Origin of the sequence: Streptomyces sp. NPDC000075 (assembly GCF_040301925.1) — a bacterium.
Taxonomy (GTDB): Bacteria; Actinomycetota; Actinomycetes; order Streptomycetales; family Streptomycetaceae; genus Streptomyces; species Streptomyces polychromogenes.
Genome location: NZ_JBEPFL010000024.1, coordinates 128,429 through 136,282 on the forward strand (window position 1 = coordinate 128,429; position 7,854 = coordinate 136,282).

At 72.6% G+C, this 7,854-nt stretch carries 6 protein-coding genes; 2 read left to right on the forward strand and 4 right to left on the reverse strand.

Annotated elements, in window-relative coordinates:
• The first annotated feature begins 59 nt into the window (after positions 1–59).
• A complete protein-coding gene (locus tag ABT403_RS25830) occupies positions 60–1,505 on the forward strand; it encodes a hypothetical protein (protein ID WP_344153762.1) in 1,446 nt (481 codons plus the stop codon).
• A gap of 94 nt (positions 1,506–1,599) precedes the next feature.
• On the opposite strand, the gene ABT403_RS25835 is transcribed toward ABT403_RS25830, so the two are convergent.
• Positions 1,600–1,956 carry a HesB/IscA family protein gene (locus ABT403_RS25835; RefSeq protein WP_030029080.1) on the reverse strand — a complete coding sequence of 119 codons (357 nt, stop codon included), beginning with the start codon at positions 1,954–1,956 and terminating at the stop codon, positions 1,600–1,602.
• 335 nt (positions 1,957–2,291) lie between these two features.
• Here ABT403_RS25835 and nadA point away from each other — a divergent pair, with 335 nt between their 5' ends.
• Positions 2,292–3,479 carry a quinolinate synthase NadA gene (gene nadA, locus ABT403_RS25840; RefSeq protein ID WP_344153746.1) on the forward strand — a complete coding sequence of 396 codons (1,188 nt, stop codon included), beginning with the start codon at positions 2,292–2,294 and terminating at the stop codon, positions 3,477–3,479.
• 64 nt (positions 3,480–3,543) lie between these two features.
• On the opposite strand, the gene ABT403_RS25845 is transcribed toward nadA, so the two are convergent.
• The 3 genes from ABT403_RS25845 to ABT403_RS25855 all read right to left on the reverse strand — a co-directional run.
• The gene (locus tag ABT403_RS25845) at positions 3,544–6,666 is read right to left on the reverse strand and encodes an efflux RND transporter permease subunit (RefSeq protein ID WP_344153743.1); all 3,123 of its coding nucleotides are present in this window, start codon (positions 6,664–6,666) and stop codon (positions 3,544–3,546) included.
• A gap of 156 nt (positions 6,667–6,822) precedes the next feature.
• A complete protein-coding gene (locus ABT403_RS25850) occupies positions 6,823–7,542 on the reverse strand; it encodes a response regulator (protein ID WP_344153740.1) in 720 nt (239 codons plus the stop codon).
• 34 nt (positions 7,543–7,576) lie between these two features.
• A partial coding sequence (locus ABT403_RS25855) for an adenosylcobinamide-GDP ribazoletransferase (protein ID WP_351649947.1) occupies positions 7,577–7,854 on the reverse strand: 278 nt, incomplete at its 5' end.

Consider the following 7,854-nt stretch of genomic DNA (forward strand, 5'->3'; position numbering starts at 1 on the left):
TCCGCGGTCGGCGCGTCACACCCGCATCACGTACGGCGGGACACGCGAAGGAGCGAGCGGTGACCAGCGAACAACCCGACACATCACGCGCCACACGGCGGCGGCCGGCCTGGGCCATCGGCTCCATCGCGGCCGCCGTCCTGCTGGCCGGCGGCGGTACGGCCTACTGGGCGTCGACGGCGTACGGCGACGCCTCGCGCGGCGGCGGCCGTACGGAGGACACCGCGGCCGTCGCCCCGCGCGAGGCCGGGACCCCCACGAGGCCGGGCATCGCCCCCGGTGAGCCGGACCCGCACGGCGGCGGGGTGACCTACCGGGCGGACGGGCCGCTCCCCGCTGCCCCGGCCTCCGCCCCCTCCTTCGCGGCGTCCGGGGAGGTCACCTCGGAGGAGGTGGCCCGGCTCGCGCAGGCCCTCGGGATCTCCGGCGCGCCCCGGCTCAGCGGTGAGCAGTGGCTGGCGGGCGAGGCCGCCGACGGGGCCGGCCCCCGGCTGTCCGTCACCCGCAAGGCCCCGGGCACCTGGAGCTTCTCCCGCTTCCAGGCCGGTCCGGGGGACGACTGCGTACGCGGCAAGGACACCTGCGGTCCGGCCACCCTCCCCGAGCAGCAGGCCGCGCCCCGGGACCCGGGCTCCGCCGCCCCCGTCTCCGAGGAGACCGCGAAGGCCGCCGCCGCTCCGGTGCTGGCCGCCGCCGGGCAGGACGGCGCGAAGGTGGACGCCCGCCTGACGACGGGCTCGGTCCGGGTCGTGGTGGCGGACCCGGTGGTGGGCGGCCTGCCCACGCAGGGCTGGTCCACCCGGATCACCGTCGGGGCGGAGGGCCGGCCGGTGGCGGGCAGCGGGGAGCTGAAGGCGCCGGTCCGCGCGGCCGAGCAGCCCGTGGTCGGGGCCGCCGAGGCCCTGGACCGGCTCAACGCCTCGGCCAAGGGCGGCGGCGACGGCACCGGCCCGGGCCCCAGCGGCTGCGCGACCTCGGTGCCGCTGACCCCGGACACCCCGACGGGGGCCACGGACACCCTGCCGTGCAACCCGGAGCCGCGGCCGATGAAGCCGCCGCGGACGGAGAGCGTGAAGGGGGCCGTGCTCGGGCTGGCCCCGGGGACGGTCGACGGCGGGCGGGGACTCGTACCGGCCTGGCTGTTCGAGGTGGCGGGTACGGACGGCAAGCCGGGGCGCACGGTGGTGCAGCCCGCGGCCAGGGACGACGGCGGCTCCACCGCGCCGGTGCCCCCGCAGGGCCACACCGTGCCCGGGTTCTCGTACGCCCAGGACGACCGGACGCTAACGGTCAACTTCTGGGGCGGGGTGTGCAGCACCTACGCCCTGGAGGCGCGGGAGGAGGCCGGCTCGGTGCTGGTGAAGATCACGGACACCCCGAACAAGCCCGGCCAGGCCTGCGTCATGCTGGCGAAGGAGATGTCCGTCACGGCGCGGCTGACGCAGCCGCTGGGTGAGCGCAAGGTGGTCGACGCGACGACGGGCAAGGCGCTGCCGCGCCAGTAGGCGCGCCCCCTCCAGCGGGCACGGAACGGGCGAGGGCCCGGGCGCCGGTCGGATCGACCGGGGCCCGGGCCCTCGTCGTGCGCGTTCAGCCGGTTTAGCTGAAGGAGTCGCCGCAGGCGCAGGAGCCGGTGGCGTTCGGGTTGTCGATCGTGAAGCCCTGCTTCTCGATGGTGTCGACGAAGTCGATCGAGGCGCCGCCCAGGTACGGGGCGCTCATGCGGTCGGTGACGACCTTGACGCCGTCGAAGTCCTTGACGACGTCGCCGTCGAGGGAGCGCTCGTCGAAGAAGAGCTGGTAGCGCAGGCCCGAGCAGCCGCCGGGCTGAACGGCGACGCGCAGCGCCAGGTCATCGCGGCCCTCCTGCTCCAGCAGGGTACGGACCTTCTCGGCGGCGGCGTCGGACAGGAGGATGCCGTCGCTCACAGTGGTCTTGTCGTCCTGTACGGACATCTGCATTCACTCCCGAAGTGGGCGGCTCCCCGCCGGTGGCTGGGGAAACGTCGGACTCTTGCCGTCGGTGGCAACCAGCGGGACCGCGGTTTCATTCCGGGTCCGGCGCCTTGTTTCAGATATTCATGCTCGCACACCCGTGGGGAGCGGTGGACCTCTCGCGGAGGGCGGGTGGAGTGCGCCGCTCCGGAGCGGGCGAATGCGTCACATCGACATTATCGCCATCGTCAAAGTGACGTGAAGCGGTTATGATAGATAACGTCATATAGACGAGAAGTCGAAGTGACGCCTTCGGAAGCCCTCTTCGGAAGGCACCTAGTCGCAGAACAGAAAGGGTGCGTGTCGTGACCACCGCCCAGCCCTTGGACGTCCAGCCGACGCCCCTTGCCCTGCTGCTGCTCGGCCGCGAGTCCGACCCCAAGAGCGAGCGCGGCGTGGAGTGCCCCGGCGACCTGCCCTCGCCCTCGGACCCGGACCTCGTGGCCCGCGCCCGCGCGGCCAAGGAGAAGCTCGGGGACAAGGTCTTCATCCTCGGGCACCACTACCAGCGGGACGAGGTCATCGAGTTCGCCGACGTCACCGGCGACTCCTTCAAGCTCGCCCGTGACGCGGCCGCCAAGCCGGAGGCCGAGTACATCGTCTTCTGCGGTGTGCACTTCATGGCCGAGTCGGCGGACATCCTGACCTCCGACGCCCAGAAGGTCGTCCTGCCCGACCTCGCGGCCGGCTGCTCGATGGCCGACATGGCCACCGCCGAGCAGGTCGCCGAGTGCTGGGACGCCCTCACCGAGGCCGGGATCGCCGGCAGCACCGTGCCCGTCTCGTACATGAACTCCTCCGCCGACATCAAGGCCTTCACCGGCAAGCACGGCGGCACGATCTGTACCTCGTCCAACGCGAAGAAGGCCCTGGAGTGGGCCTTCGAGCAGGGCGAGAAGGTGCTCTTCCTGCCCGACCAGCACCTGGGCCGCAACACCGCCGTCCGCGACATGGGCATGTCCCTGGACGACTGCGTGGTCTACAACCCGCACAAGCCGAACGGCGGGCTGACCGCCGAGCAGCTGCGCGGCGCGAAGATGATCCTGTGGCGCGGGCACTGCTCGGTCCACGGCCGGTTCAGCCTGGACTCGGTCAACGACGTGCGCGAGCGGATCCCGGGCGTCAACGTGCTGGTGCACCCCGAGTGCAAGCACGAGGTCGTCGCGGCCGCGGACTACGTCGGCTCGACGGAGTACATCATCAAGGCGCTGGAGGCGGCCCCGGCCGGCTCCAAGTGGGCCATCGGCACCGAGCTGAACCTGGTCAAGCGGCTGGCGAACCGATTCGCCGCCGAGGACAAGGAAGTCGTCTTCCTCGACAAGACGGTCTGCTTCTGCTCGACGATGAACCGCATCGACCTCCCCCACCTGGTGTGGACCCTGGAGTCCCTGGCCGAGGGCAACCTCGTCAACCAGATCCAGGTCGACAAGGAGACCGAGAGCTTCGCCAAGCTGGCGCTGGAGCGGATGCTCGCCCTCCCGTAGGCGGCACGCACACGCAGGAAGGGGCGCCCCCCGGTGAGGGGGCGCCCCTTCGGCGTTCACGGGGTCAGACGGTGGCCGGGGTCTCCTCGTCCGACGGGGACGGGACCACCGTCAGCCTGGCCGTGCGCCTGGCCTCGCGCTTGGCCCGGCGGCGCTCCTTGCGGAGCTCGATCGCCGTGTAGAGCGTCGGGACCAGCAGCAGCGTCAGCAGGGTGGAGCTGACCAGGCCTCCGATCACGACCACCGCGAGCGGCTGGGAGATGAAGCCGCCCTCTCCGGTGACGCCCAGCGCCATCGGGAGCAGGGCGAAGATCGTCGCCAGGGCCGTCATCAGGATCGGCCGCAGCCGGTGCCGGCCGCCCTCGACGACCGCCTCGACCACGCCCAGGCCCTGCGCCCGGTACTGGTTGACCAGGTCGATCAGGACGATGGCGTTGGTCACCACGATGCCGATGAGCATCAGCATGCCGATCATCGCGGGGACGCCCATCGGGGTGCCGGTGACGATGAGCAGGCCGAGCGCGCCGGTGGCCGCGAAGGGCACGGAGACCAGCAGGATCAGCGGCTGGACCAGCGAGCGGAACGTGGCGACCAGCAGCATGAAGACGATCGCGATGGCGGCGAGCATGGCCAGGCCCAGGGAGCCGAAGGCCTCGTCCTGGTCCTGGGAGACGCCGCCGACGGAGGCCGTGGCCCCTTCGGGCAGGTCCAGGGCCTTGAGCTTGGTCTGGAGCGCGGCGCTGACGGCGCCGGTGTTGTCACCGACCGGCTTGGCGGTGATGGTCGCGGCGCGGGCGCCGTCGATCCGGGTCATCGCGACCGGGCCGGGGACCTCCTTGACCTCCGCGATGTCGCCCAGCCTGGCCGGGCCGACCGGCAGGTCCCGCAGCTCGGCCAGGGTGGTGGCCGGGTGGGCGGAGCGGATGACGACGTCCCGCTCGGTGTTGTCCAGTACGGCCTTGCCGACCGGGTTGCCGCGGACGGCCTGGGCGACGATCGCGCCCAGCGCGGCCTGGTTGAGGCCCGCCTCGGCGGTCTTCGGGGTGGCGGTGACCGAGATCCGGGGCACGGACTGGGCGAGGTCGCTCTGGACGTCGGTGACGTCCTCCAGCGTGGCGACCTCGGCGCGGACCTGTTCGGCGGCCTTGGCGAGGACGGCGCCGTCGCCGGCCTTGACGACCACGCTCAGGTTCTGGCCGCCGAAGCCGCCGCCCGCCGAGATGGAGGTGTCGCCGATGCCCTGGAGCTTGCCGAGGGCGTCCTGGATGCGCTCCTTGACCGCCTCGGAGTGGCCGGCGTCGTCCAGGGTGACCTGGTAGGAGGCCTGGTTGGAGCCGGTGCCGCCGCCGAAGGCCGCGAGGAAGCCGGAGGAGCCGACGGTGACCTGGTAGTCCTTGACGCCCTCGACGGAGGCCAGGGCCTTCTCCACCTTGCGGCTCGCCTCGTCGGAGGCGGCCAGCGAGGTACCGGCGGGCAGCTCCTGCTTGACCGTCAGGACGTCCTGGTCGCCCTGGTCGAAGAAGTTGGTCTTCAGCAGCGGGGTCATCCCGAAGGTGGCGACCAGGACCACGACCGCGATCGCGATGCTGGTCAGGCGGCGCCGGGTGGCGAAGCCCAGGACCCGGACGTAGAAGCGCTGGAGGCGGCTCTTCGCCTCCTTCTCCTCGGCCTCGCGGCGGGCTCGCTCCGGATCCTCGGAGGTGCCCTTGGGGGCGCGCAGGAACCAGTACGACAGCACCGGGACCACCGTCAGGGAGACCAGCAGCGAGGCCAGCAGGGCGGCGGTCACGGTGAGCGAGAAGGAACCGAAGAGCTCGCCGATCATGCCGCCGACCAGGCCGATCGGCAGGAAGACGGCCACGGTGGTGAGGGTGGAGGAGGTGACCGCGCCGGCCACCTCCTTGACGGCGGCGGTGATCGCGGCCTCGCGCTCCTCGCCGTAGCCGAGGTGGCGCTTGATGTTCTCCAGGACCACGATCGAGTCGTCGACGACCCGGCCGATGGCGATGGTGAGCGCGCCCAGCGTCAGCATGTTGAGCGAGAGGTCGCGGGTCCACAGCACGATCAGGGCGAGGACCACGGACAGCGGGATGGACACCGCGGTGACCAGCGTCGAGCGGATCGAGGCCAGGAAGACCAGGATCACGATCACGGCGAAGACCAGGCCGAGCAGGCCCTCGGTGGTGAGGCCGGAGATGGAGCGGGCGACGGCCGGGCCCTGGTCGCTGACGACGGTCAGCGCGGCGCCGGAGCCGAGCTGGGAGCGCAGCTCGGGGAGCTTGTCCTTGACGGCGTCGGAGATGGCGACGGCGCTGCCGTCCTTGTCCATGGTGAGGACGACGGCGAGGCTGGGCTTGCCGTTGGTGCGGGTGAGGGAGTCGGCCTTGGCCGGCTCCTGCCTGACGGCGGCCACGTCACCGAGGCGCACGACGGGCTTGCCGGGGCCCGCGGTCAGCCGGAGGTCCTCCAGCTGGGCGAGGGAGGTGTAGCCGGAGCCGACGCGGACGGTGCGGTTCTTGCCCTGCTCGTCGAAGGAGCCGGCCGGGATCGCCGCGCCGCCCGCCTTGAGGCCCTCGGCGAGGGCGGCGCCGTCGAGTCCGGCGGCGGCCAGCTTCGCGGGGTCGGGGGTGACGGTGACCTGGAGGTCGCGGACGCCTTCGACGCTGACCCGGCCGACGCCGTCGAGGTCCTCCAGGACGGGGACGACGGAACGGTTCAGCTGGTCGGCGAGGGCCTGCTGGTCCTTGTCGGAGGTGACGGCGAGGACGACGGTCGGGATGTCGTCGGTGGAGCCGGCCACCACCTGCGGGTCCACCTCGGCGGGCAGCCGGACGCGGGCCCGGTTGACGGCCTGCTGGACGTCGGCGACGAGCTGCTTGGTGCCCTCGTCGCCGTAGTCGAAGGTGGCGCGGATGAGGGCGTTGCCCTCGCTGGCGGTGGAAGTGATGCCGGTGATGCCGTCGACGCCCTTGAGGGTGCTCTCGATCGGCTCGATGACCTGCTTCTCGACCACGTCGGGCGAGGCGCCCTGGTAGGGCGCGAGCACGGAGACCATCGGCAGTTCGATGGACGGCAGCAGCTGCTGCTTGAGCTGCGGTATGGCTATGGCGCCGAAGAGGAGCGCGACGATCGACACCAGGCCGATCAGGGCTCTCTGGGCCAGGCTGAAGCGGGACAGCCAGGACATGGGTGTGGGTTCTCTCTGCTGTGACGTGGGCGAGGGTCCTCCAGCCTCACCCACGCCGGACCGCGACTGCGTCGGCCCCAGGTCCCGTCCTTATGTGCGGCATACCGCGCCCGCAGTACGCCGTCCTACTGCGGTGCGCGCGGCCGTCGGTCCCGGTCAGTCGGCGCGGGGGCGGACCAGGCCCGATTCGTACGCGATGACCACCAATTGGGCCCGGTCCCGGGCCCCGAGCTTGGCCATGGCCCGGTTGACGTGCGTCTTCACCGTCAGCGGGCTGACCTCCAGGCGGCCGGCGATGCCGTCGTTGGACAGGCCCCCGGCCACCAGGACGAGGACCTCGCGCTCGCGTCCGGTGAGCGCGGCGAGCCGCTCGGCGTGGGCCGAACCGGCGGCGGGGGCGTCGGCGCGGCCGCCCTGGGCGAGGAAGCTGGCGATCAGCCCCTTGGTGGCGGCCGGGGAGAGCAGCGCCTCGCCGGCGGCCGCGACGCGGATGGCGTTGAGCAGCTCGTCGGGCTCGGCGCCCTTGCCGAGGAAACCGGAGGCCCCGGCGCGCAGGGCCTGGACCACGTACTCGTCCACCTCGAAGGTGGTCAGCATGACGACGTGGACCCCGGCGCAGTCGGGATCCTCGCTGATCATGCGGGTGGCGGCGAGGCCGTCGGTGCCGGGCATGCGGATGTCCATGAGGACGACGTCGGCGTTCTCCGTGCGGGCGAGGGCGTACGCCTGGGCCCCGTCGGAGGCCTCCCCGACGACCCGCATGTCGGGTTCGGAGTCGACCAGCACCTTGAACGCGCTGCGCAGCAGCGCCTGGTCGTCGGCGAGCAGCACCTTGATGGGGGCCGCGCCCCGTTCCTGAGCCCGGTTCTCGTCCACGCCCCGAAGGGTACGCGGGCGGCCGGGCGGGCGATCAGCCGAGGGCGAGGACGACGAGGACGGCGGTGGCCGCCGTCTCGCAGAGGGCGCCGAAGACGTCGCCGGTGACCCCGTCGAAGCGGCGTACGCAACGGCGCAGCAGGAGTTCGGCGGCGAGCAGGCCCGCGAGGACGGCCGCCGCGTGCCGGGCGGCGGCGAGCGGGCCGGCCGGGAGGGCGGCCAGGACGGCGGCCGCCAGGACGAGGGCGCCCACTCCGGCGGCGGCGCGGAGCGGGCCCAGGCGCCGGCCCCGTCCAGCTCGGCGGCCTCGTA